Below are 23,150 nucleotides of genomic sequence, written 5' to 3' on the forward strand. Positions count from 1 at the left end.
TGACGATGCTGGCGCAGATATCGACCTGGCTTCTGTTCGCGACGTTGGGGCAGGCCCCCGCCGAGACCGCGGCCTCCTGGCTCAAGGCCGTCCCCGGAGACGTCGATTTGGTCGTGAGGAGTCGGGGGGTCGAGTCGACCTCCGGCGACCTGACCGACATGATCAAGGCCATGAGCCCGCGAGCGGCCGAGACGGCGGCCCCCGCCCTCGCGCAGCTCCTCGACCAGGCCCGGGGGCAGTACGGAGACGACGCCGTCAAGACGCCGTGGGTGGGCGTGGTGCGGGCCGTCCCGCCGGCCCCCGGCGGGGTCATGCCGTTCGCGGTCCTGATGCTGACCGACGACTATCGAGGGGTCCTCGCGAAGGTCGCCGCCGGCAAGGAGCTGGCCCTCAAGCCCCAGGACGGAGGCTTCGACGCGTTCGAAGCCCCCCACGGCGATGGCTCGTGGTACGCCGTCAAGGGCGCGGGGTTCGCGGCGTTCGGGCCCGATCGCGACCTGATCGCCGCGATCGCGAAGCCGGGCGAGACGTCGCTCGGCGCGATCCTGACGCCCGCCGCGGCCCGGCCGCTCCTGACGGGGGATCTCGGCGTCTTCGTCAACGTCGCGCGGCTCGCGAAGCGGTACGCCGACCAGATCGCCCAGGCCCGCCAGGCGTTCATGGCGGCCCTCGACCAGGGCGCCCAGAGGATGCCGAACGGGGCGAACATGGACGCCGTGAAGGACATGTACGGCGCGTTCTTCGACGCGCTCGACGGCGCCGAGACGCTCACCCTGGGCCTCGACTTCGCCGCCGCCGGCCTCGACGTCGCCGGCCGCCTCGACCTGAAGCCGGGCGCCGACGCCGCGAAGCCGGTCGCCGTCGACCAGGGCGGGGCGGCCGAGCTGGGCGGGCTCGCCTCGGACGCGGCGTTCTACGTGTACATGAACATGCCGGCCTCAAGCATCGAGAAGTTGCAGAACCTGAGCCTCCGCATGGTCGACCCGAGCGGCAAGCTCGGCCCCGCCATGGCCCGCGCCATGGAGCAGTTCCACGGGCTGGGGCAGATCGAGACGCTCGGGACGGCCTCGTTCGAGGGCGGCATGCGCGCCTTCAACGTGATCAACGCGGCCGACCCCAAGGCGTACATCGCGGCGGTCCAGGCGATGCTCTCCGCGATGAAGGAGGCGGACGGCCCGCTCAACTTCTACAAGGAGGTCAAGGTCGAGCCGGACGCCCAGAATCACCAGGGGATCAGCTTCACCCACGTCGTCGCCGTATTCGACCAGGAGAAGCTGGCGAAGTTTGCCGCGGGCAACGGCGGCGGTGCCGCCGGCATCAAGACGATGTTCAGCGGCGATTCCCTGAGCTACTGGATCGGCACCGACGGCAAGCGCGTGATCCAGGTGACGACGCCGACGTGGGACCAGGCCAGGGCCCAGATCGACCGCCACCTGAAAGCGGAGTCGACCGTCGGCGCCGTCCCGGCCTTCCAGGCGGTGCGGTCGGCCCTGGCGGATCGGGCGAACTTCCTGATGATCCTCAACGCCCAGGGCTTCGTCCGCATGGTCGCGTCGCAACTGGCCGCGTCGTTGAACAAGCCCGAGCTGAAAGAGCTCGCCGGCGTCCCCCCGGAGCCGGCCTTCTTCGGCTTCTCGTGGACCCTCAAGGAGCCGACCGGCCACGAGTTCCGGATCTCGCTCCCCAGCCCGGTGGTGCCCGTCTTCGAGAAGGGCATGCTGCCGGTCTTCCAGAGCATGCAGCCGAAGCCCCAACCCTGACGGGGGTCCTCGGGAGGGTCCCGGCCGTCGCGGGTCTTACCACCGCCGCGGCCGGGACCGTCGCTCCCGGGTGCGGCTTCACTCGATCCCCGCGTACCGACGGTTGAACGCGGCGGCCCGTTCGACCAGCAGGGGATGCGAGCGGCCGTCGAACGTCAGTTCGGGCTGCCAGGGGAATCGCCACACCCACAAGGCGATCAGGGAGATCCCCTCCTCGTCGGCCATGTCGAGGTAGGCCCGGGCCCACTTCGCCTCGGGGTCGGACTTGAACGACGGGACGTCCTGGCCGAGTTCGCCGATGAACAGGGGGACTCGCGCGGCCTTGACGGCCCGGGCGGTGAGGCGGGCGCGTTCGAGCGCGTCGAGGCCGGAGCCCCTGGGGCCGGGGTCGGCCGGGCCGTAGTGGTGCAGGCTGAAGACGTCGAGCGGCTCGGGCTGGGCGGCCAGTTCGTTCGCCAGGTGCTCGCGCCAGGCGTCGTCGCGGAAGCGGAACTCGGGGAAGGTCTCGCGGCGGCTGGTCGCCTCGGGACGCACGCCGGCGTCGCCGCTGGTCACCGGGTGATTCGGGTCGAGCGACTTGATGAACGCGGCCTGCTCGCGATAGAGCCGCTGCGTCATCGCCCAGGTCAGCGAGTCCTCGCGCTCGCCCGTTTCGCGGACCGTCGCGCCTTCGGGATAGACGCCCCGGGGGAGGAGCGGCGAGCCCTGGGCGTCGACGTCGGCGGCGAGCATCACCTCGTTCTCCAGCTCCCACATGAGGACGGTGGGGTCGTCCTTGTAGCGAGTGACGAACGCCTGGACGTAGCGTCGGTTCGCCTGCGCGGTCTTCGACGCCGGGTCGAGGATCGCGCCCCGGGGCTCGCCGCAGTGGGCGTTCCAGGTGGTGACGTTCAACGAGGGGACGAGGCGGACGCCCGAGCGTCGGCAGAGGGCGAACAGCTCGTCCATCCCCCGCCAGTAGGCGTCGGGATCGCGGGCGTAGAGCCGGTCGGCCTCGATCGGATAGCCCGGCCCGGCGAAGAACCGGATGAACGCCAGGCCGCCCCGCGAGGCGTCCTCCACGGCCGCCACGGCGGCCGCCTTCGCCGCCTCGGGGGTGCCATAGAGCTGCCCGAGGTGGAACCAGGTCCCCAGGTAGATCTGGCTCAGGTGTGGCACGTTGACGCCCACGGCGCGGTACTCGCGGCCGTTCAACATCAGCTGCGGGCCGCGGACGAAGACGAAGCCTGCGACGGGCCGGGGCGGCCCCGCTTGCGCCGCGAGACACCAGGCGACGGCCATCGTCGCGAGGGCGGATTTCCACATGATTCGATCCTTGTTCGCCGCCGCGCGATTCGGGTTCGTCGCGGCTGCGGAGGGCGTGGGAGGTCCGGTAGCAGGCCACCTCGACGGTAACGAAGGGGTACGCCGGCGTCGAGGGGCCGCCGGTCGGCGGAGGCTGGCGGAGGGCCCGGAAATCGGGTCTATTCTGTTCCATAACGCCCCCGAGATCGAACACCTGGGAGACGACGTCATGAAGTCGACGCCGACGACGAAGCCGCTGGGGATCGCGGCCCTGGCCGTCCTGACCGCCAGCCTCTTGCCGATCGCCGCCGCCGCGCCGCCGGAGACGCCTCCCGACCGGCCCCTGCGACGCCCCGCCGGCCTGCGGGCGGAGCCCTCGGGGCCCTTGCGGGCGTACCTGGACGCGGTCACGGCCAACTGGCTGCTCCCGGGCCCGAAGGCGAATCCCGCCATCCTGGCGATGTTCGCCGACCGCGACCGGCCGCCGACCCGCGACCTGCTCCCCTGGTCGGGCGAGTTCGCCGGCAAGTTCCTCACGGGTGCGGCGCAGGTGTACCAGGCGACCCGCGACCCCGAGTTGAAGCGTTCGCTCGACGGCTACGTCCGCGCGCTCCTGCCGCTGCAGGACGTCGACGGCTACTTCGGGCCCTTCTCCAAGGAGCATCGGCTGACGGGTACGGCCCCCAACATCCAGGGGAAGCCCGGCGGGTCGTGGGACGCCTGGGGACATTATCACATGATGCTCGGCCTGATGACCTGGGACGAGGCCGTCGGCTCTCCCGAGTCCCTGGCCGCCGCCGTGAAGATCGCCGACCTGTTCTGCGCCAAGTTCCTGGGCGACAAGAAGCCCCGGCTGGTCGACACCGGCTCGACCGAGATGAACCTCGCCCCGGCGCACGCGCTCGTCCTGCTGTACGAGAAGACCCGCCAGCCGAAGTACCTGGACCTGGCGAAGCAGATCGTCGACGAGTTCGCCGCGGCCGGCCCCGACGGCAAGCCGCTGGCCGGCGACTACCTCCGCCGCGGCCTGGCCGGCGACGAGTTCTTCCAGACGCCCAAGCCCCGCTGGGAGAGCCTCCACCCGATGCAGGCCCTGGCCGCGATCGGCCGGGTCGAGAACGACGCGGAGCGTCGCAAGGCGTACGCCAACCTGTGGTGGAGCATCGCCAAGCTCGACCGCCACAACAACGGCGGCTTCTCCTCCGGGGAGCAGGCGCAGGGCGACCCCTACCACCCGGGCGCCATCGAGACCTGCTGCACGATCGCCTGGCTCGCGCTCTCGGTCGACATGCTCAAGCAGTCGGGCGACCCGGTCGTCGCCGACGAGTTGGAGCTGTCGACGATGAACTCGGCGCTCGGTATGTTCTCGCCGTCGGGACGCTGGAGCACGTACAACACGCCCATGGACGGCGTCCGCCAGGCGAACTTCCACGAGATCGTCTTCCAGGCCCGGCCCGGCTCGCCCGAGCTGAATTGCTGCTCCGTCAACGCCGCGCGCGGCATCGGCCTGGTCTCGCAGTGGGCGTTGCTGAGCGACGCGGCCTCGGGAGGCCTCGTCCTCAACTGGTACGGGGCCGGCAAGCTCGCCGGCCGGCTCGGCGGCGGCGCGTCGGTCGGCTTCGACACCGAGACCGACTATCCGCGCTCGGGTCGCGTCCGCATCAAGGTCGCCGTCGACCAGCCGACGAAGTTCGCGCTCGGCCTGCGCATCCCCCAGTGGTCGACGGCCACGAAACTGACGGTCGCCGGCACGGCGGTCGCCGACGTCAGGCCGGCGACCTACCAGACGATCGATCGCGAATGGAAGAACGGCGACCTGATCGAGCTGGACCTGGACATGGGCCCGCGCGTCTGGGTCGGCGAGAAGGGGTACGCCGGCCGCGCCTCGCTGTTCGTCGGCCCGACCCTGCTGGCCTACGACGCCAGCCGGGACGACAACGGCCCCGACGACCCCGAGCCCATCGACGCGCGCTCGCTCCGCATCCTGCCGACGACCGACGCGAAGGGCCCGCAGCCGCCCATCGTCCTCGTCGAGGCGAAGACCGCGGACGGCAAGACCGTGAAGCTCTGCGACTTCGCCTCCGCCGGCGCCGACGGCTCCCGCTACCGCTCGTGGCTCCGCGTCGAGCACGCCTCGGCGACCCCCTTCTCTCGCGAGCACACGTTCCGCACGGGCCCGCCGCAGGAGTGATCGGGCGCGGTTTCGGGGCGAGCCCGCCGCCGACGCGTCGCCTTCCTCGTGAGGCGACGCGTCGGGATGCCCTGGCTCACGGCCGAATGGGAGGGGACGAGACGGACTTCGCCCAGTCGGCGTGGACGAATGGCACGTAGATTTCCGTAAGCTTTACGCCGAGAGCAGGATGGGAATCTGCCGGCGATCCGGCTCCGATGGGTAAGGGATTCATCCTCCACCATTCCGGGGCCGAGCGATGCGACTACCCTCCAACGGTCACCTCCGCCATCAGGTCGACGCCCTTCGCCGCCAGTTCCTCCAGGAGGGCGGCCTCCCGTTCACCGACGTCCTCACCGCCGACTGCCTCCAAGAGGCCCTCCGCGAGATCAAGGCGACTTGGAAGGACCGGATCTACACCCCGCTGGTGACGCTCTGGGTCTTCCTCGGCCAGGCCCTCAACGCCGACCACTCCTGCCGCGCCGCCGTCGCGCGGCTGGTCGCCGATCGCGCCGCGCGGGGGTTGCCGCCCTGCAGCTCCGAGACCGGGGCGTACTGCCAGGCGAGGAAGCGACTGCCCGAGGGCTTCTTCTCCGCCGTGGCCCGCCGGGTAGGGCAGTCGCTGGACGCCCGGGTCGATCGGCGGTGGCTCTGGAAGGGCCGCCGCGTCTGCCTCTTCGACGGCTCGACGGTCTCCATGCCCGACACGGCGGAGAACCGCCGCGAGTACCCTCTGGCCTACAACCAGGTCCCCGGGACGAGCTTCGCCCCGGCTCGCATCGGGGCGATCATCTCGCTGTCCTGCGGCGCGATCCTCGACCTGGGCGTCTGCCGCTATGCCGGCAAGGGCCAGGGCGAGGTCAGCCTGCTGCGGCGCCTGTGGGACGTGCTCCGCCCCGGCGACGTGCTGCTGGGCGACCGCCTGATGTCGGGCTGGGTCGGCATGCACTTGCTGAAGGAACGCGGGGTGGACACCGTCAGCCGCCTCTCGGCTCATCGCCGGGCCGACTTCCGCAAGGGGGCCCGCCTGGGCAAGGACGACCACCTAGTCGTCTGGAAGAAGCCGACCTCGATCCGCTCGGTGGACCGGAAGACCTACAACGAGCTGCCCGGCTCGATCACCGTGCGCGAGACCCGCTTCCGCGTCGTTCAGCCGGGGTTCCGGACGCGGTCGATCGTGGTGGTGACGACATTGCTGGACCCGGCGCAGGCGAGCCGGGAGGAACTGGCCGGGCTGTACCGGGCCCGGTGGAATAACGAGCTCGACCTGAGGTCGATCAAGATCACGCTCCAGATGGACAGGTTGCGCTGCAAGACCCCGGAACTTGTTCGCAAGGAGATCTGGGCCCACGTCCTGGCGTACAACCTGATCCGCACGGTCATGGCCCAGGCGGCGGCCGGCGTGGGGGTGGCGCCGCGTTCGATCAGCTTCAAGGCGTCGCTGCAGGTGCTGGAGGCGTTCCGGCCGCAGCTCGCCGACCCGGCCGGCCGCGGCGCGGGCCGGCTTGCGGCGCTCTACGAGCGATTGCTGCGGGCCATCGCCGTGCACCGGGTCGGCGACCGACCCGACCGGTTCGAGCCCCGCATGACCAAGAAGGGGCCGAGGGGGTATGAAGAGCTGAAGCGACCGCGGAAGGAGATCAAGCTCCAGATCCTCAAACGAGCTAGCAAAATCTAAGTGCCATTCGTCGGCGTGGACCTTCGACAGCCGCTCGACGACGTCGGGATGCTCTGCGGCCATGTTCCGGGTCTCGCCCGGGTCGGCCTCCAGGTCGGCGAGGAAGAGGGCGTCGGGACCCGTGAGGGGCCGGTTCTGGTCGTCGCGGCCGTTGCGGACGAGCTTCCAGCGGCCCTCGCGGACGGCGTCCTGGCCGGCCGAAGTCCAGCTCAGGGATTCGTGGGGCGAGGGGGCGTCGCGGGCCAGCACGTCGGCGAGATCCTCGCCTTCGAAGGCCCCCGGCTCGGCCGGACCGCCGGCGGCGGCGAGGATGGTCGGGGCGAGGTCGTACGTGCACGCGACCTGATTCCGCACCTGGCCGGCGGGGACGACGCCGGGGCGGCGGACGATGCAAGGGACGCGCAGGCCGCCGTCGAAGAGGCTGAACTTGCGGCCGCGGAACGGCCCGTTGTCGCCGATGGGGCCGTCGCCGCGGGCCTCGGCCGTCGCGCCGTGGTCGCTCAGGAAGACGACGAGCGTACGATCGGCGATCTTGTGCCGATCCAGTCGCGCCAGCACGTCGCCGACGCTCTCGTCGACGGCCGCCAGCGTCGCCGCGTACCGGCCGCGCGAGGGGGGGAGCGATGCGAACTTCTTCACCAATCGCTGGGGGGCCTGCAGCGGGTAGTGCGGCAGGTTGTAGGCGACGTAGAGGAAGAACGGCCGGGCGCGATTCTCGTCGACGAACCGGAGGGCCTCGCGGGTGACGATGTCGGTCAGGTACGTGCCGTCCTCGTGGACCTCCTGATCGTCCCGGCGCAGGTCGTGGACGTGGGGGGCTTCCCAGTAGAAGGTGTGGCTGAAGTTGTCGACGCAGCCGGCGTAGAAGCCGAAGAAGCGGTCGAACCCCTGCTCGTTGGGGCTGGATCCCGGGGCCGAGCCCAGGTGCCACTTGCCGACGGCCGCCGTCGCATAGCCCAGCGGCCTGAGCCTTTCGGCGATGGTGAGTTGCTCGGGAGGCATCCCGGGCTGGCCCGGATAAGACGACACGTTGCCGGGCACGCCCGCGCCCTGAGGCGACCGGCCCGTCAGCATCGCCGCGCGCGACGGCGAGCAGACGGGGGCCGCGGAATACCAGGTCGTGAACCGCACGCCCTCCGCGGCCAGCCGGTCGATGTTGGGAGTCTGCAGGTCCTTCGAACCTTGGCAGCCGAGGTCGCCGTAACCCTGGTCGTCGGTGAAGAAGACCACGACGTTGGGGCGATCCGGCTTCGCGTCCCCGCCGTGTGCGGCAGTCGAGACGACGAGCGCCGCGAGGGCCGACAGGAGCCATCGTCGCATCATCGAGCGTTCTCCGGTCGTGGGGGGTCGGTCGGGAGGGCGAACGCGCCCATCGCCGGCCGCGCCTCGCCCTCGGCGACGCAGGCCGGGACCAGGATCTCGACCTTCGATCGACCCATGACGAGCCCCGCTTCCTGGACGGCTTTTTCGATCAGTCGAGCTGGGGACGACGGTCGCCGTAGCCCCACGGCTTGCCCTGGAAGGGGGGGAGCGGGGTGCCGCGCGGGGCGGGGCCGGGCTTGAGGCCGGCGGAGAGTTCGAGCAGGGCGTCGGCGATCTTGCGGCCGGCGGCCGGCTCCAGGTTGCTGTAGCTGGTCAGGCGGGTCTCGTACCCGCCGCCGGTGTCGGGGTCGAGCGCGCTCTCGTGCGGGACGTAGCCGACGGCGTCGTTGGCCAGCGCGACCGGGAACGTGAACGGGAATTGGGAGCCCGCCTTCAGGTCGAGCCCGTACTGGCAGAAGTACTCGGCCGGCGAGGAGAGGAAGACGGCCGGGCCGACCTGAACGGCCTGCACCTCGGCGTCGATCTCGGGCTCCCGGGCGATCCGGGCGTCGAGGACCACGGTCTCCTTCGCGAACGTCCACTCCGTGCCGTCGACGCCCGTCTTGTCGGGCTTCTGCACCAGCGCGAGGGCCGCCGCAAGGTGCTCCGCCGAGGGCTTGCGGCGCTTGAGGCGGAGCGACCGGCTCGCGACCGCCACCGGGACGAGCGCGCCGGCCCGCCGCTCCATCGCCAGGAGCGCCTTGCACGCCTCGGCGCCGACCGTGCCGCCGACGAGCCGCGCCGAGCCCTCGCCGAACTGCTTGGCGAGGTAGGGCATGCGGTTGTCGACCTGGGTCACGTCGCCCGAGAAGCCGGGGACGAAGACGACCGTCACGTCGTCGCCCATCAGGCCGCGGACGGCCTTCTCGACGTAGTGGACGTAATCGGCCGAGATCCCCTCGGGGCCGGTCGTGGCGTGGCAGGCGAAGTTGACGACGCAGCCCAGGAGCTTCCCCTTCTCGTCCCAGGCCCCGAGCACGCCGACCTGGGGGTCGACCGGGCCCGCGGGCTCCACGATGTCGGGGTTGCCGACGCCGGGGTGGGTCATCGCATGCCCCTGCTTCATCTTGAAGCGGCGGTTGAACGCCACCCCCTCGGCCAGGCCGAAGCCCGCCCCCGCCCGCGCCGGGACGCGCCTCGCGTCGGCCTCGACGACCGCCTCGACGATGCCGGCCTTGACCTTCTCCAGGTACGCGGCGTCGGCGATCACGGTCTCCTTCTCGACCAGGCCCTTGACCAGCGGCGAGGCGTCGGCGAACTCGCCGGGGAGGAACAGGCCCGTCGGCCCGCCGCTGTGCGTGTGCGAGGCGGCGATCAGGATCGAGCCCGCGGGGATCCCAGTCTTCGCCTCGATCGCGGCGCGGACCTCGCGGACCGTCGCGCCGCGGATGAACAGGGCGTCCAGCCCAACGACCGCCGCACGGTTCGTCCCGTCGTCGAACACCGCCGCGCGGACCTTGCAGGGGTCGTGGAATTTCGCGTGGTGCGCCTTGCCGTAGCCGCCGGGCTGCTCCGCCCCGATCGCCGGCGAGACGTCGCGCTCGGCGAACCCCGCCTTGAAGACCGGCCCCGCGGCCCAGGCCCACGGCGAGGCCCCCATCACCAGAACCGCCACCGCGAGCCGTCGCGTCGCCACCCGCATCATCGCGCGCCCCCTTTCGAGTTCGTGAACACCATTGGGCACGAGGGTGCGGCAAGCCTTCGCGAGAATCAAGGGGGCGCCCGCTCCTTGAGAGGACGACGTCGCGGGGCGCTCCCCCCGCGCCGGACGGCCGCCACGTTCCCCCGTCGGATTTTCCGTTTGTTTGCTCACATCACGCTTTTCGCATAGGCCGTCGAGGTCGTCCAAAATCTTTGAATTTCATCGGCCTGATCCTTGCACTTTACAGAACATCTTTCAAAACTGTTTTCAATCGCTTCGGCCCACTCCTTCGCGGACGAGCGTCCGCAACGGCGACCGACCCGCCAAGGGTCTTCCGGATCGAGCGAAGGTCGATCGTATACGATCCCGTACTTTTACGCGTCGCCCATCCGTCCCCGACCGAACCACAGGACGAACACCATCATGACGACCAAGCTCAAGTCGATCGCCGCCCTCCTCGTGGGCCTCTGCGCGGCCCCGTCCTGCATGGGCGGCTGGATCGGCTATCAGACGTACGACGACTTCCGGCTCGGGAGCGACGCGGCGGTCACCAGCGTGAACTGGCAGGGCTTCTACTACGATTCCCAGAACACCGGCGCGAACCCGGTCGGCCCCGACACGTCGCAATGGCAGGTGGGCTTCTACGGGGACGGCGGCGGCGCGCCGGGCGGTGCGATCTCCGAGCAGACGCTCTCGGCCGCGAGCGTGACCACGACCCTCGCCGGGACCCTGGCCTTCGCGGGATCGACGGTCAACGTCTACGACTTCCACGCCGACCTGACGGGCCCCGTCGATCTTTCCGGCGGCTCGACGTACTGGCTCTCGGTACTCTCGATCCAGGACGCCTTCAACCCGTTCTTCGCCTGGATGTCGTCGAACCAGGGGCTCAACGGCCTGTCGTTCCAGAGGTGGTACGTCGAGGGCATCGACGTCGTCCAGGAAAGGGACCGCGCCTTCTCCCTGGGGGGGGCGGGGGGGGTCCTCTACGATCAGCCCGCGGACTATCCGACCTTCCCGGACGGTGTGTACACCGCCTGGACTTCGACGGTCACCGCCGCCGCAGTCCCCGAACCCGCCGCCCTGGTCCAGGCGACTCTCGCCGTCGCCGCGGCCGGCGGCCTCGCCCTCCGTCGCCGGCGCAGGCCCGAATCGCGGTCTTGACCCGAGATCGCTCCGGGCTCGACGCCCCGATTTCCGCCCGTCCTGGGCCCGCGTCGCCGGCTACGCGACGTCGGGTCTCGGACGGGCGGCGGCCCGATCGCGATGGGGAGAGGATCCGCGTCCTCAGAGTTCGACCCGCCGGCCTTCGCGGGCCGACTGCTTCTCGGCCAGGACGAGGCGGACGGTCTCGCGGGACTGGAAGGGGGTGACGACGGGGTCGAGGGTCTCGCCGGCGACGACGCGGGCGAAGTGGTCGATCTCGCGGGTGTAGCCGTCGCCGGGGGGGAGTTCGGGGGTGAAGGCCTCGCCCTCGGCGGGGCAGACGCGGAAGGCCGGCGTGCGTGTGCAGTCGAAGACGATCGTGGCCCGTTCGAGGACGACGTTGAAGCTCATCTCGAAGCCGAAGGTCGGGGCCATCCGCCAGGTGCTCTCGGCGACGACGGCCGGGCCGCCGGGGTAGAAGTACTGGCTGGAGATGTACGCCAGCGGCGGGTCGGCGATGCTCGACACGGCGGCGGGCAGGCCGAAGGCGTGGTGGACGTAGTCGGTGTCGTGGATGTGCAGGTCCAGGGGCTGGCCGCCCGACCGCGACTCGTCGGCGAACCAGTTGTCGGGGCTCCAGTTGGGGGCGGTCGAGAACCGCCGGAAGGTCGCGGCGATCGGCTTGCCGTACTCGCCCGAGCGGATCAGGTCGCGGGCGACCACGTACTCGGGCCAGAAGCGGATGCAGTGGCCGATCTGCAAGACCTTGCCGGACGCCTCGGCGGCGGCGATCATGCGGTCGCACGCGGCCGGATCCAGGGCCATCGGCTTCTCGCAGAGGACGTGCACGCCCGCCTCGAGCGCCTTGACGGTCGCGTCGGGGTGGACGAACGTCGGCAGGGTGATCGAGATCGCGTCGACCTGGCCCGAGGCGAGCATGGCGTCGAAGTCGGTGAACGTCGCGACGCCCGTCAGGTCGATGTGGTCGGCCGCCCCCTGGACGTTCCCCTTGGGGGCGCCGCCGGCGTCGGCCAGGACCTTGGGGTTGGCCTCGCAGAGGGCCGTGATCGTCGCCCCCGGCTGCGCCTTCCAGCAGCGGTAGTGCATGCGTCCCATGAAGCCCAGACCGACGATCCCGACCCGAATCATAAAAACGTCCTTCGATGTTCTTGAAAGATGACTTCGATGTCGCCGCCCCGGGCCGGCGTCGCGCCCCGCAGATCGCACCAGGATACCAGCCCGGGCCCGGCGATCCAAGCGGGGGCGTGGGCGGGCCGGCCGCCGACGCGGCCCGCCGTCAGGCCCCGGCCGTCGACGGCCCCTCGTCGCCCGCGGCCGCCGGCTCGATCTGCTCCCTCAAGAGGCCGACGAATTCCTTGAAAAGCTCGACGCCCGGCCGGGGGTGCGGGTCGCGGGGATGCGCCTCGCCCCATTCGAGGGCGAGGATCAGAGGCACGAACCGTTCGAGGAAATGGGCGGCCGGCGCGACGTCCCAGCGGGCCAGGGCGTTGAAAGTCTTCAAGGGGAGTTGCAGGCGGACGACGTCCGCCGCCGAGCCCCCCGCGCAGTGCTTCGGGTCGGACGTGACGAGGTATTCGCGGCATGTCACCGGCCGCTCGTCGTAGATCGAGCACGACTCGGCTTCGAGGAACGGGCAGGGGATCTTGAGCCGGAAGTATTCGCCCGTCAGTGCGTCGATCTGGTCGGGCGTGAGCCCGCCGGCGCGGCGGAGGGCGGGCAGGAGCCCCGCGGAGTCGAGGCGCCTCAGGGCCGCGGCGAAGCGCGCGAGCACCTCGGCGCGGCGGGGCTCGGGCATCGCCAGGACGACCGCGCGGAGGCGGCGGGCCTCGACCTCGGAGACGTTCACCAGCATCCGGCAGCAGGCCCCGCAGCCGGGCCCGCACGACACGCACGCGCCCAGCCCCTCGACGGCCGCCGAGGTCTCGCCCACCACCGCGTCGGCGACCGCCCGCGCCGCAGGGAGCAGGTCGGTCAGCGTCGTCGGCCCGGTGGGCACGCCGATCTCGCCGCGAAGCTCCCACGCCCCCGCGTCCAGCACGACCTCCACCGCCGCCGTCGCCGCACGTCGATCGGCCATGCGAGCCTCCGAACCCGAGCTGGAGAAGGGGGAACGGCCAGGCGATCCCGGGCCGTCGTCGATCGATCTTCCGCCGCCGGCCGAATACCATCAAGCCCCCCGGCGTCTCGGATCGTGGGTCGACCGGATTCGGAGCCCTCGATTTCCCAGCGAGCCTCGCCCATGACACGCCCAGCCTGCCCGGCCCTGCGACTCCTCTCCGCGACGATCCTCGTCGGGCTCGCGCCGACGGCCGCGAGCGGTCAGCCCGCCTCGCCGCTCCGCATCGATGCGAAGCTGTCGAGCGGTCGGGCCGTCGAGGTCGTGCTCCACCGGCCGGTCAACGAGCTGCGAGACGCCGTCCGCGTGGGCGACTCCATAATCGCCGCGACGGCCGCGGGCGGGCTCCTGCGGTTCGAGGGGCCGGGCCTGCGGCTGGCGGACGAGCGCTACGAGTCCGACGCCGGATCGATCGCCTGCCTGGGCCGCGGCCAGGGAAACTCGGTGCTCGCCGGCTTCGCCGACGGCCGCGTGTGCCGCGTCGACCCGAAGTCGCTCGTGATTACAGAGGTCGCCCGGCTGCCCAAGGAGCCGTCCTGGATCGGCTGGAGCCCGGCGGCCGGGGATGGCAAGGGGGGGATCGTCGCCGTCGCCTGGGGGACGGTCCACGACCTGGCTGCGGGCAGATCGATCGAGACGAAAGACACCGCGACCACCGGCCTGGTCGACCGAGAGGGGCTCCTCTGGGTCGGCGGCGACAAGGGCGAGTGGGGCGGCCGGGTCGCGCGCGTCGACCTGCGGGGCGGGACCGTCTCGGAGGTCCCCCCGCCGCCGGAGCCTCCCGACCGTCGCGGCCGCTTCGAAAAGCCCTCCTGGCCGGGCGTTTACGGTTTCATCGAGCTGCGCGACGGTCAGGTCTGGGCGTTCGGCGGTACGTCGCACATGGGGCTCAGCGACAGCAAGATCATCCGGGTGGACGGGCTGACGGCCCGGATGTTGTACCGGTACGACCAGCACGACGACCCGAATGCGCCTCCCCCCCTGGACAGGCCGACGATGCCGATCACGCACATGGTCGAGCAGGACGACGGCCTCCTCGTCGTCTCGTACAGCGACGTCCTCCAGGTCGACCGGGGATTGAAGGGCTGGAGGCTGGGCGACGGGCTCACGATCCGCTACGAGTGGGGCCGGCCCGATGCCATGGGGTCGTACCCGGCCGTTCGCGCCCTTCTGCCGCCGGCCCGCGACTTCGAACCTTGCGTCGTCGCCACGGCGGGCGAGGGTCTCATCGTTCTGAAGGGCGCGAAGGCGACTCCGAACGTCGTCCCTGGTCGGCTGGGCGCATCGAGCATCGCGAGGATCGAGGACGCGAACGAAGGGACGCTCTTCATCGAGGGTGACGAATTCCCGGTCTGGAGGTTCAGGGCGAACGGCTGGGAAACCATCGAACTGGCACCTCCGTTCGAGGTCGACCCTGCCAGCGACGCCCCACAGTTCGAGCGCGACTTCAAGGTCTGGGGCAGCACCCGGGTCCTCGTCGATCCCCACGGCGCGACCTTCACCGTGAGCGACAGCGGCGTCTATCCCGGGACGGTCGAGACCTGCCGGCGGGAGGGGGGTAAATCCGTCCGACTCGGGCGGGAGACGTCGAGCCTGCGAGCGTCGTCGACCTTCCTCACGGCCGATGGAAGCCTGTGGAACAGCGGCGACTGGCTTCGACGATTCGAGGACGGCCGATGGCGCCGCGTCGCCCCGAGCGGACCGTTCCGGGACCCGTACCGGCTCTCTCCGTTCGGGGCGAAAGGCCCCCCCTGGCTCCTACTCGACATCGTCGAGGGAGAAGGGGTCGCGGGCCTGTGGCGGCTCGAACCCGGCAGGTCGGCCCGGGGCTCGTGGCTGTTCGAGGTCGAGCCGCAGGAAGGCGAGACGTCGCCGCGAGTGCGGGCCGCGGCCCCCTGGACCGACGCCTCGGTCCTGCTGTCGACGGACGCGGGCCTGCGAACCTACGACCCCACCGCCGGGGCGCTCGCCAGGATCGATATCCCCGATCCGCCGAAGCCCGCGACGACCCTGTGTCGCGACGGCCTCGGCCGCGTGTGGCTCGGCGGCGAGGACGGGCTCCGCCTTGCCGTCCCCGGCGCGAAATCCGTCGGATCGTTCGACGCCGTCCCCGGGATCGGGAAACATGCCGTCTCGGCCCTCGCCCCCGACCCGGCCCATCCCGACGGCGTCATCGTCTCGCTCGGCGGCCTCGGCGTCGCGTTCATGCGAGCGGCCCCATGATGACCTAGGCTTTCGGTTTGGAGGATGTGCGCAAGCACGGTACGGGACGCGGGTGAGTCCCGCCGCGGCTTCTGGACTTCCACAAATTCATCCGGCCCTTGCGACGCGTGTTCTCGCGTGGCGTGAAGGCTGAACGGCCGCATCCGCCGAGTGTGGATGCAGATACGGCCGCTTAACAATCTGTTACAGGAAATTTGCGGAAAAACGCGTCGGTCGGAGGCGGCTCCGAACGATCTCTCCTTTAGATGGCTTCATGAAGCTGACGAGGGGCGACGCGCCCGGTCGGCCTCCGCCGCGATTTCGGCGGGGTCTTCCGGCGGCCCCTTTGCGCCGGCGTCTCGCCGACTTGATCCGCCCCGCGCTTGCGCATCTGCATCCGACCGCGTTCGACATCATCGATACACAACCGAGGTCGACACCGATGAACATGCTGCGCCGCCGGTCCCTCGCGCGCCGTCCCCGCCGCGATTCCCGAGGGCTTCAGGTCCGCCTGGAATCGCTCGAAACCCGCACGGTGCTCTCGACGACCACGATCCTGCCGAGCCTCGCCGCCTACCTCTCGACGCTGAGCACGTCGACCGATTCGAGCGCGACGACGATGGGCCCCGCGGTCACCAACCCGACGCCGGCCGCGTCGGCGCTCTCGCCTTCGGCCTTGCTGAGCGCCTACGGCTTCAGCGGGTCGTCGACGGCCGGGCTGGGGACGACGATCGCGATCGTGGGGGCCTACGACAACCCGACGATCCAGGCCGACCTGGCGGCCTTCAGCAGCTATTACGGCCTGGCCGCCGCCTCGCTGACGGTCGTGAACCAGTACGGCCAGACGACGAACCTGCCGAAGGCCGACGCCGGCTGGTCGCTGGAGACGGCCATGGACGTCGAGTGGGCCCACGCGGCCGCGCCGGGGGCCCGGATCGTCCTGGTCGAGGCCGCCTCGGCGAGCGCCTCGGACCTGATGACGGCCGTGCAGACGGCGTCGAAGCTGGCCAACGTGGTCTCGATGAGCTGGGGCGGGGGCGAGTGGACGGGCCAGACCGCGTACGACACGGCGTCGTACTTCGCCAACTCCAACGTCACGTTCGTGGCGGCCTCGGGCGACGACGGCGGGGCCTCGGGCGTGTCGTGGCCGGCCAGCTCGCCCTACGTTTTGAGCGTCGGCGGCACGACGCTGTCGACGTCGGGCTCGGAGTCGGGCTGGAGCGCGTCGGGGTCGCTCTGGACCGGTTACAGCGGCAGCACCGGCGGCGTGAGCCGCGTCGAGTCGCTGCCGACCTACCAGGCGAGCGCCCTCGGGACGCGGGCGGCCAGCGGCCGGGTGGTCCCCGACGTGGCGTCGGACGCCAACCCGAGCACCGGCCTGGCGGTCTACTCCACGGCGAGCGGCCTGGGCCGGTCCGGGTGGTTCCAGCTCGGCGGCACCAGCGCCGGGGCCCCGGTCTGGGCGGGCCTGATCGCCGACGCCGACCAGGCCCGCGCGGCGGCCGGCAAGGCCGCGCTCGGGTCCAGCCAGACGCTGACGCTGCTCTACAGCCTGTACGGCACGTCGACCTCGCGGTCGTCGAGCTACGCGGCGGCCTTCCACGACGTCACGTCGGGGAGCAACTTCGCCGGCGCTGCGACGAGCGGATACGACGTCGTCACGGGCCTGGGCTCGCCGAACGCCTCCGTCATCATCTCGGCCGCGGCCGGCTACACCGCCAAGGCGACCACCGTGACCACGACGCCCGCGGCCCCGGTCCGGGTCGTCCGCCCCCGCGCCCGGGCTCGCGCCCACGACATCGACGACTCGTCCACGGCGACCGCCGCGACGACCGCCGACCCCACCGCCACGGCCGTCGCGATCGCCACGACGATCGGCACGACCGCCACGAGCACGACCGCGACCATCGCCCCGCCGGCGGCGACGACCGCGGCCGGCGCGGGCGTGACGACGATCCTCGCGGCCGCCGCGACGCCCGCCGCCTTGCCCAACCAGTCGCTCTCGGCGACCGCCCCCTGGACCGCCGCCTCCGACGATTCCGAGCTCGAAACGCCGCCCGCACCCCCGGCGACCGAATCGACGCCGACCCCGCCGCAGGCGGCCGAGGAGCCCGAAGCCCAGGCCCCCCCGGCGCAGGACGAGGCGCCGGAGCCGACCGACGCCGTCCCCGACCGCGACCCCAAGGACGCCGCGCCCGCGGCCGACCCCGCCGACGAGATGGAGGCGTGGGACGAGGCCCTCGCCGAGGTCCGGATCGCGCGGCCGGCCGCCGCCGAGCCGGGGATCGTCCGCGCGACCGAAGACGAGGAAGAGGGCGGCGGCGCCCCCGGCATGACGATCACGCTCGGATCGGCCGCCTTCCTCTGGCATCAGAGCATCCGGAATCGGGCCCGGCGCGACGACGACCGCCGCCGGTTCGTCCCCCCCGTGCCGTCGCCGAATTGAGAGGCCGTTTCCATGAGCCGGCTGCGACCCTGACGGCGGCCTTCCCCCCTCGCGGGGAAGGCGTCGGGAGGCCTCTTCCGCGATCGTCCTCTAGAAGACTCGCATGAGCGTCCCGACCTTGCCGACGCACCAGACGAGGGCGTCCAGGACGTCGCGCCGGGGGATTCGGTGATCGTCGAACCAGGTCCGAAACTCGTCGCAGTCCGCGAGGTGGCCTGCGAACAGCCAGAGCATGCGGCCGAGTTCCGCCGGCGGCTCCGCGCCCGCGCCACGGACGAGATCGAGCAGGACGTTCACGGCATCGACGATCAGGGAGCCGTCGTCACGATCCTCGCTCTGGACGCGATAGAGCGCCGCCGCGAGGTCGCAGACGACGGCGATGCGCTCCGGGGCCGTCGCGACGGAGCGGATCTCGGGCGTCGTCCGTTCCAGCACGCGACCGACGCGGGAAGGGTCGGCCACGAAGGCCATACGTCCATCGACCAGAACCGGGCGGTCCTCGCCTCCCGGGTCGAAGATCATGACGGCGAACAGGTCGGGGCCTTCGGCATCGGGGTCGATCCGCAAGCCGGCAAGGGCGACGTCCATGGGGCCGGCGGGATCGTGGGCGCCGCCGTCCTCGGGCCGATACCTACGATGGGCTTCTTTCCCGGCCTTCCGCGATGCGAGCGGACGCGGCATCCGATGTTTCCAGGAAGCCGGGTCGCCGGGGTGTCCGGGCGGGAAGTAGGCGAAATCCGCGAGATCCAGGACGCCGTGCTCCGGACAGGCACGAACGGTGAACTCCACACGCTCGCCGTCCCGGACGTACCGGCATCGCGGCGAGCCCCCCTCGCGGAGGGCGTGGTGCATGTCGTAGTGCCCGCGGCAGCGGTAAGGCTCGTAGCGGCGAAGCCCCGGAGAGAGCGGGGCGCGCTCGCCGATGAAGCAGCCGACCGGGCTGCCCCGGAAGGTGAACTCCTGGCCGATCCGGCCTGTTTCGTCGCCCATGCCGGACGTCACTTCGGCTTCGGCTCGGCCTCCGCCTTCTTCGACTGCGCCTCCGCCTTCAGCTTGGAACGGAGCTTGTACATCTTGGGCGTGATGTAGGTCTCGACGTAGCCGTGGTAGGGGTTGTTGCGGGCGAAGTCCTGGTGGTAGTCCTCGGCGGGGTAGAAGGCCTCGAACGGGACGACCTGGGTGACGATCGGCGACTTCCGCCCGCGCTTGGCGTTCAGGTCCTTGATGGTCTTCGCCGCGATCTCCTTCTGCTCCTCGTTGTGATAGAGGATGATCGAGCGATACTGGGTTCCGTGGTCGGGCCCCTGGGAATCGATCGTGGTCGGGTCGTGGGCCATCCAGAAATAGTCGAGAAGGTGGTCGAACGAGATGACGCTCGGGTCGAAGGCGATCTCGATCACCTCGGCGTGGCCGGTCAGGCCGGTGGAGACCATCTCGTACGTCGGGTTCGGCACGTTCCCGCCCGAGTAGCCCGAGACGACCGACTTCACGCCCGGGATCCGCTCGAAGACCGCCTCGGTGCACCAGAAGCAGCCGCCGCCGAAGGTCGCCTCCTCCAGCTTCGGCCGGGCCGGCCGGGCCTTCCCGGCGTCGTCCTTCTTCGAAGCGGGATCGTCCTTGCCCTCGGCCTTGGGCGCGTCTTTCGATCCTTCCGCCGCCTTGCCGTCCTGCCCCCGCGCGACCCCCGCGACGAGCGCCAGGCCGAACGCCAGGCCGAAGACCCAAGCCCGATGAAGCGTGCTCATCCGTCTGCGCTCCTCATGAAGACGTTCGATCCGGCCCGCGACGACGAACGCGCGTCCAGGAGCATTGTCGCCGAGATCGCGGCGGATTCCAGCCCCGATCTCCGCGGCGACCGATCCACCGCTCGTCGCGGACCTCCGCGACATAGCCCGTGGCGATCAGGAATTGCGCCGCGGCGTACGTCGGCCAGACGGCGAGGCCGGCCCCGTGGAGGGTGCTCGGGCCGAAGAGACGCAGGCCGAGGCAGGCGTCGGAGGCCAGGAAGAGCAGGGTGCCCAGGACCACCCAGGGGCGCCGCCAGCGGCCGAGGAGCGCCAGCACGGTCGTGGCCGCGAGCGTGACGGCGTAGATCGGGACCGCGACGGCCGGCGGGCCCGACAGGGCGGGACGGATCGCGACCAGGACGCCGACCGACGCGCCGATCGTCCCGACCGCGGCCAATTTCCGCCATGCCGGCGTCTCGCGGAGCCGGCCCAACCGCCGGGCGAAGGCTTCCGCGTAGAAGAGATGCCCGACCAGGAACGCCCCCAGGCCGGCGAGGAAGAGGGCGGGGCCGAGTTCCAGGAGGCCGTCCCCGAGCCCATGCCAGGCCAGACCCACCGCGACCGGCCGGCCCGACTCCCCCAGCCGCCTCGCCGTGTAGGCCGCCAGGGCCAGGGCGGGGACCATCTTCACGGCGACCCACGCCCAGGGCGGCGGGCTCCAGCCCGCGATCGACGTCGACGCGCCCAGTCCGTAGACGACTGCAGCCGCGACGGCCGCCGCCGGCTCCAATCCACCTCGCCTGAACGTCATCCGACGGCTCCGGACGGGAATGTGACGCGGGACGCTCCGCCCGAGGCCCTCGGCGCGGTTCATCTTCAGTCGCACACCGGGTCGGCTCGTTCAAGGCGGCACCGTCGGCCCGACGCATCGCCGCCGCCTCGCGACGTCCTCGAAAGTCGTCGAGGATTCGTCGCGGCGACGCCGTGATGCGCGCGAGCCTCCACGCTCGTCGCTTCTCCGCAGCGCGAAGAACGCCGGCGGGCGACCGACTGTAGCTTGGGTGCATCCCCGGCCCGGAGCCCCGGCCGGTGGGTCGACGACCCGGGGGCGCCGGACGCCTCCGCCGTCCGCGTCGCAATGGTTGCGGCGCGGGGCCCCGCACGAGATTGCTCCTCACGACGCAGCGACCACCCCAGCCGAATGGAGACCGCCTTGATTTCCTCGCCCGCCACCGCCTTCCGACGTTCCGCGTTCACCCTCGCCGCCGTCGCCGTCGCCGTCGCCGCCCCGGCGCGGGGCGACTCGATCCGCGCCGTCAGCGGCTTCACGTCCGTGGCCTCGGGCAACGCGACGACCGGGAACCGCGCCTTCATCGAGACCGGCTTCGTCGGCACCTCCTCGACGCTGACGGCCGCCGACATCGACACGTTCAAGAGCGGCACGCTCGTCAACAGCAGCGGCACGTACAACTGGAACGACGTCGTCCCCAGCGACTTCGGCGACGGCAACCTCTACCCCCAGAACCCCGACCGCGGCGACACCGCCACCCCGTTCCCGTCCGAGAACCTGGGCGGGGCCAAGCTGTCCGAGGTGTTCGAGCCCAAGAACCTCGCCTACCTGCTCGACGGCGAGTCGGACGTGAGCTGGACGCTCGACCTGCGCTACGCCCCCGGGATGGGCGTCTTCGCCGACGGCGACTCCTCGACGATGGAGCTGTTCCTGCTGGAGCGCGGGGCCAACAGCATCCTCGGCGTGCAGGCCATCCGCACGGACGGCAGCCTGACCGACGCCGTGCTGCTGAACTTCCGCACCGGGACGGGCTCCGACTACGGCGTCGCCCGCAACGGGGGCCTGACCGACTACGAGCTCGACACGCTGGAGATCGACGGGGCGCAGGCCGTGTCGGGCATCGGCCTGGACCTGGGGGCCTTCGGCCTGACGGCGGGCCAGGCCGTCATCGGCTACCGCTTCTTCGCCCAGGCCGACACCCCGTCGCTCCACTTCGACGGTCCCGACTTCCTGGGCTTCGTCGGCACCGTGCACGCCCAGGCCGTCCCCGAGCCGGCCAGCCTCGCCCTCGCGGGCATCGGCGCCGCCGGCGTCGCGATCGCCGCGCTTCGCCGCCGCCGCAACGACGTCTGACCCGCCCCCGCGCCGCAGCCCTCGTCCCAGGAGGGCTGCGGCGCCGTCGCCCGCCCGCGCTCGGCGGTTCATCGGCTTACGTCGGAGGTTTCGTCTTCGAGCCCCCTCAGCAGCGTCTCAAGCTCCCGACGTCGCGGTTCAAGGTCGGTGCGGACGGCGTGGAGGTTCAGCCAGTAGACGCCGGAGAGGACGGCGATGACGAAGGCGGTCGCCGTCGCCGCGACCAGGGCCGTCAACCATCCTCCCGAACGTTCCCGCCAGGTGATCTGGGCGAAGTAGGCCAGCGCGGCGAGGGCGAAGGGCAGCAGACACCACCACAGCACGCTGCGGAGCAGCTGGATCTGATGCTCGACCTCCGCCAGCGAGCATTCCACGAACCGGCGAAGCGGCTCGCCCGCCCCGGGCCGTCGCGCCTTGTGACGCAGGCGGTTCGCCAGCATGTAGCCGGCGACCCACACCAGGGCCGGGATCATCAAATACCACGTCCAGGGCGAACCGTTCCGAGATCCCAGGTAGACCCACAAGGGGATCATCAGAAGGCTTACGCCGACCTCGCGAAGGTCCCGCCAGAAGATCATCGTGGCGAAGGACCGCTCCTCGCGACGCACGTCTTCGAGCCGTCGCGCGGCCTCGGAAGTCGGCCCGGCTTGCGGCGACTGCGTCCGCCAGGCCTGCTGGAAGTCGTCAGGGTCCACGGGAATCCTCCTTCATCAGTTCGCTCAGGGCTCTTTTCGCACGGTTCAGCTTCACGCCGACGTTGCTCTCGGAGATCCCCAGCACCTCGGCGATCTGGCGATAGCCGAGGTCGTCCAGGTAGAGCAGGACGAGCGCCGCATCGGTCTTCGGCAGCCGGCGGATCGCGACGTAGAGCCGTTCGACGACCTCGCGCTGAAGAGCCTGCTGGGGGCCGTCCGGGCCGGCGACCGATAGGTCCTCGATCTCGACGATCGATCGTCGAGGCCCCTGGCGGCGGTGTTCCCTGCGGCGCCAGGCGAGCGCGGTGTTCAGCGCGACGCGATAGATCCAGGTCGCTGCGCCGGCGCGGCCCTGGAACTGCGGCAAGGACCGCCAGACCTGGAGCAGGATCTCCTGGACCAGGTCCTGGCGATCCTCGTTCGTGAACGTATAGGCGCGTGCCACCTTCGACACGGCGCCGCCGTGCTCGTCGAGCCAGCTCTTGAAACGCGATTCCGGGTCTTCACAGCGACTCACGGCGATCCTCCCGCCCGTATTGGTCGCCCCGGGTCGCAGTTCCTTACAAGAATCAGCCTGCGTCTCGCGCCTTCACTTGAGAGGAACATCCGTCGAGAAGACGGTGGCTCTCGCGGCCTCCTTGAGCAAAAAGCTCTACATTTTTTTGCAATTCTTACAAGCCGCCCGCGCAACCGCGCCGCCACCTCGACGCAACCGGCATTTATTGCGATTTCGACAATCTTTCGCCAGCTTCCAGGGAACC

The 23,150-nt window shown here is 71.0% G+C and carries 16 protein-coding genes and 1 pseudogene; 7 read left to right on the forward strand and 10 right to left on the reverse strand.

The genetic code is table 11. From position 1 onward, the window contains the following. Nucleotides 1-5 precede the first annotated feature (5 nt). Nucleotides 6-1,760 carry a hypothetical protein gene (locus PZE19_RS26745; protein ID WP_277863657.1) on the forward strand — a complete coding sequence of 585 codons (1,755 nt, stop codon included), beginning with the start codon at nt 6-8 and terminating at the stop codon, nt 1,758-1,760. Nucleotides 1,761-1,838: 78 nt separating this feature from the next. On the opposite strand, the gene PZE19_RS26750 is transcribed toward PZE19_RS26745, so the two are convergent. After that, a complete protein-coding gene (locus PZE19_RS26750; RefSeq protein ID WP_277863658.1) occupies nt 1,839-3,065 on the reverse strand; it encodes a glycoside hydrolase 5 family protein in 1,227 nt (408 codons plus the stop codon). Between the two features lie 208 nt (nt 3,066-3,273). Here PZE19_RS26750 and PZE19_RS26755 point away from each other — a divergent pair, with 208 nt between their 5' ends. Beyond that, a complete protein-coding gene (locus tag PZE19_RS26755) occupies nt 3,274-5,235 on the forward strand; it encodes a beta-L-arabinofuranosidase domain-containing protein (protein ID WP_277863659.1) in 1,962 nt (653 codons plus the stop codon). Between the two features lie 238 nt (nt 5,236-5,473). Continuing rightward, nucleotides 5,474-6,892, forward strand: a complete 1,419-nt coding sequence (locus PZE19_RS26760; protein WP_277862227.1) for an IS4 family transposase — start codon at nt 5,474-5,476, stop codon at nt 6,890-6,892. A gap of 354 nt (nt 6,893-7,246) precedes the next feature. Here PZE19_RS26760 and PZE19_RS33220 read toward each other — a convergent pair. Both PZE19_RS33220 and PZE19_RS26770 read right to left on the reverse strand, forming a co-directional pair. Then, nucleotides 7,247-8,215: pseudogene (locus PZE19_RS33220) on the reverse strand (sulfatase-like hydrolase/transferase); the annotation flags it as partial. Nucleotides 8,216-8,363: 148 nt separating this feature from the next. After that, nucleotides 8,364-9,899, reverse strand: a complete 1,536-nt coding sequence (locus PZE19_RS26770) for a hypothetical protein (protein ID WP_277863661.1) — start codon at nt 9,897-9,899, stop codon at nt 8,364-8,366. Nucleotides 9,900-10,319: 420 nt separating this feature from the next. Between PZE19_RS26770 and PZE19_RS26775 the strand changes: the two genes are divergently transcribed. Further along, nucleotides 10,320-11,057: a hypothetical protein gene (locus tag PZE19_RS26775; protein ID WP_277863662.1), complete on the forward strand. Its 738-nt coding sequence runs from the start codon at nt 10,320-10,322 to the stop codon at nt 11,055-11,057. A 123-nt stretch (nt 11,058-11,180) separates the two neighbouring features. Here the strand turns inward: PZE19_RS26775 and PZE19_RS26780 are convergent, their stop codons facing one another. Together PZE19_RS26780 and PZE19_RS26785 are read right to left on the reverse strand one after the other, a co-directional pair. Next, complete coding sequence (locus PZE19_RS26780) at nt 11,181-12,188, reverse strand: Gfo/Idh/MocA family protein (RefSeq protein WP_277863663.1); 1,008 nt, start codon at nt 12,186-12,188, stop codon at nt 11,181-11,183. Between the two features lie 148 nt (nt 12,189-12,336). Further along, nucleotides 12,337-13,137: a YkgJ family cysteine cluster protein gene (locus PZE19_RS26785; RefSeq protein WP_277863664.1), complete on the reverse strand. Its 801-nt coding sequence runs from the start codon at nt 13,135-13,137 to the stop codon at nt 12,337-12,339. A 162-nt stretch (nt 13,138-13,299) separates the two neighbouring features. On the opposite strand from PZE19_RS26785, the gene PZE19_RS26790 reads away from it, so the two are divergent. Beyond that, nucleotides 13,300-15,399, forward strand: a complete 2,100-nt coding sequence (locus tag PZE19_RS26790; protein ID WP_277863665.1) for a hypothetical protein — start codon at nt 13,300-13,302, stop codon at nt 15,397-15,399. Between the two features lie 421 nt (nt 15,400-15,820). Then, nucleotides 15,821-17,824, forward strand: coding sequence for a S53 family peptidase (locus PZE19_RS26795; protein ID WP_277863666.1), 2,004 nt, complete (start codon nt 15,821-15,823; stop codon nt 17,822-17,824). A gap of 90 nt (nt 17,825-17,914) precedes the next feature. Here the strand turns inward: PZE19_RS26795 and PZE19_RS26800 are convergent, their stop codons facing one another. The 3 genes from PZE19_RS26800 to PZE19_RS26810 are packed head-to-tail and all read right to left on the reverse strand — an operon-like array spanning nt 17,915 to nt 20,362. Then, nucleotides 17,915-18,814 carry a hypothetical protein gene (locus PZE19_RS26800; protein ID WP_277863667.1) on the reverse strand — a complete coding sequence of 300 codons (900 nt, stop codon included), beginning with the start codon at nt 18,812-18,814 and terminating at the stop codon, nt 17,915-17,917. Between the two features lie 8 nt (nt 18,815-18,822). Then, the gene (gene msrA / locus PZE19_RS26805) at nt 18,823-19,569 is read right to left on the reverse strand and encodes a peptide-methionine (S)-S-oxide reductase MsrA (RefSeq protein WP_277863668.1); all 747 of its coding nucleotides are present in this window, start codon (nt 19,567-19,569) and stop codon (nt 18,823-18,825) included. A 13-nt stretch (nt 19,570-19,582) separates the two neighbouring features. After that, a complete protein-coding gene (locus PZE19_RS26810; protein ID WP_277863669.1) occupies nt 19,583-20,362 on the reverse strand; it encodes a lysoplasmalogenase in 780 nt (259 codons plus the stop codon). 402 nt (nt 20,363-20,764) lie between these two features. Between PZE19_RS26810 and PZE19_RS26815 the strand changes: the two genes are divergently transcribed. Beyond that, nucleotides 20,765-21,694 (forward strand): exosortase-dependent surface protein XDP2, encoded by a 930-nt coding sequence (locus tag PZE19_RS26815; protein ID WP_277863670.1) that lies wholly within the window; start codon nt 20,765-20,767, stop codon nt 21,692-21,694. A gap of 68 nt (nt 21,695-21,762) precedes the next feature. Here PZE19_RS26815 and PZE19_RS26820 read toward each other — a convergent pair whose 3' ends face one another. Beyond that, a complete protein-coding gene (locus PZE19_RS26820) occupies nt 21,763-22,389 on the reverse strand; it encodes a hypothetical protein (protein WP_277863671.1) in 627 nt (208 codons plus the stop codon). Beyond that, a complete protein-coding gene (locus PZE19_RS26825; protein ID WP_277863672.1) occupies nt 22,379-22,906 on the reverse strand; it encodes an RNA polymerase sigma factor in 528 nt (175 codons plus the stop codon). Before PZE19_RS26825 ends, PZE19_RS26820 begins: the two co-directional genes overlap by 11 nt. Between the last annotated feature and the right edge of the window lie 244 nt (nt 22,907-23,150).

The sequence above is a fragment of the Paludisphaera mucosa genome, from assembly GCF_029589435.1.
Classification (GTDB): domain Bacteria; phylum Planctomycetota; class Planctomycetia; order Isosphaerales; family Isosphaeraceae; genus Paludisphaera; species Paludisphaera mucosa.

Bases quoted from the DNA above. Each gene is read 5' to 3' on its own strand.
- PZE19_RS26785 (WP_277863664.1), bottom strand. From the start codon at position 13,137: ATGGCCGATCGACGTGCGGCGACGGCGGCGGTGGAGGTCGTGCTGGAC.
- PZE19_RS26795 (WP_277863666.1), top strand. From the start codon at position 15,821: ATGAACATGCTGCGCCGCCGGTCCCTCGCGCGCCGTCCCCGCCGCGAT.
- PZE19_RS26750 (WP_277863658.1), bottom strand. From the start codon at position 3,065: ATGTGGAAATCCGCCCTCGCGACGATGGCCGTCGCCTGGTGTCTCGCG.
- PZE19_RS26790 (WP_277863665.1), top strand. From the start codon at position 13,300: ATGACACGCCCAGCCTGCCCGGCCCTGCGACTCCTCTCCGCGACGATC.
- PZE19_RS26775 (WP_277863662.1), top strand. From the start codon at position 10,320: ATGACGACCAAGCTCAAGTCGATCGCCGCCCTCCTCGTGGGCCTCTGC.
- PZE19_RS26745 (WP_277863657.1), top strand. From the start codon at position 6: ATGCTGGCGCAGATATCGACCTGGCTTCTGTTCGCGACGTTGGGGCAG.
- PZE19_RS26780 (WP_277863663.1), bottom strand. From the start codon at position 12,188: ATGATTCGGGTCGGGATCGTCGGTCTGGGCTTCATGGGACGCATGCAC.
- msrA (WP_277863668.1), bottom strand. From the start codon at position 19,569: ATGAGCACGCTTCATCGGGCTTGGGTCTTCGGCCTGGCGTTCGGCCTG.
- PZE19_RS26760 (WP_277862227.1), top strand. From the start codon at position 5,474: ATGCGACTACCCTCCAACGGTCACCTCCGCCATCAGGTCGACGCCCTT.
- PZE19_RS26755 (WP_277863659.1), top strand. From the start codon at position 3,274: ATGAAGTCGACGCCGACGACGAAGCCGCTGGGGATCGCGGCCCTGGCC.
- PZE19_RS26770 (WP_277863661.1), bottom strand. From the start codon at position 9,899: ATGATGCGGGTGGCGACGCGACGGCTCGCGGTGGCGGTTCTGGTGATG.
- PZE19_RS26810 (WP_277863669.1), bottom strand. From the start codon at position 20,362: ATGACGTTCAGGCGAGGTGGATTGGAGCCGGCGGCGGCCGTCGCGGCT.
- PZE19_RS26800 (WP_277863667.1), bottom strand. From the start codon at position 18,814: ATGGGCGACGAAACAGGCCGGATCGGCCAGGAGTTCACCTTCCGGGGC.